The sequence below is a fragment of the Sphingomonas populi genome, from assembly GCF_004208535.1.
Classification (GTDB): domain Bacteria; phylum Pseudomonadota; class Alphaproteobacteria; order Sphingomonadales; family Sphingomonadaceae; genus Sphingomonas; species Sphingomonas populi.
Genome location: NZ_SGIS01000158.1, coordinates 1 through 961 on the forward strand (window position 1 = coordinate 1; position 961 = coordinate 961).

Genomic DNA, 961 nt, shown 5'->3' on the forward strand with positions numbered 1-961 from the left:
ATACCAAGATTCACTGATCAGAACTCGCGAGCCCAATCACGCAGGCCGATAGACATGATCTTCCAGGGCTGGTCGACCAGCTTGTTCCAGGCGTCGCAGCAATGGTCGACGATGTCGTCATAGGAGCTGAACACCCGGTTGGAGAGCCAGTTGTCGCGCATGAACTGCCAGACGTTCTCTACCGGGTTGAGTTCTGGGCATTTGGAGGGGATCGCGACAATGGAGATGTTGGAGGGCAGTTCCAACTTCGGGGTCAGGTGCCAGCCAGCCTGGTCCATGAGCAACACGGCGTGAGCACCTGGCGCGACGTGTAGAGATATCTCCGCGAGATGCAGGTTCATCGTATCGGTGTTGCAGAACGGCAGGACGAGGCCAGCGGCTTTCCCCTCTTGCGGGCAAATCGCACCGAAGATGTAGGCGGATTTGGTACGCTGATCGTGCGGCGCCGAGGGCCGCGTTCCCCGCTTTGCCCATCGCCTGGTGATCTTGTTCTTTTGTCCGATCCGGGCCTCGTCCTGAAACCAGATTTCTAGCGGTGTGCCGCGCGCGAGAGACGTTTTGACCTTGTCCAGCTCGGCGGCAAAGCCCCCTTTTTAAAAGCCTCGATAGCGTCTGGGTCCTGAGCATGATGCTTTGGCCGCGCTGACAGTTTGCGATAGCCAAGCGCTTTCAACTCGCGGCTCAGCGTTGGTCTCGAAACCGAAATCGCGTAATCGTCCCATAGCATCTGCGCCAGGTCGATGATCCGCCAGCGCACCACGCCGTGCGCGGCGGGGATTGGACCCCGCTCGATCGCCTCCACCAAAGCTGCGCGATGCGTCGCGTTCAGGAGTGCCGGCTTGCCCGGCGCCTTCCGGTCGATCAATCCCTCGGGTCCGGCCGCGTTGAACTTCACCACCCAGTCCCGCACGATCTGCAACGTGACACCGCCGATCCGCGCAGCCTCGGTCCGGCTCGAGCC

1 pseudogene is annotated in these 961 nt (G+C 61.0%); it reads right to left on the reverse strand.

From position 1 onward, the window contains the following. Nucleotides 1–17 precede the first annotated feature (17 nt). Nucleotides 18–961, reverse strand: a pseudogene (locus tag EWE75_RS25985) (IS630 family transposase); the annotation flags it as partial.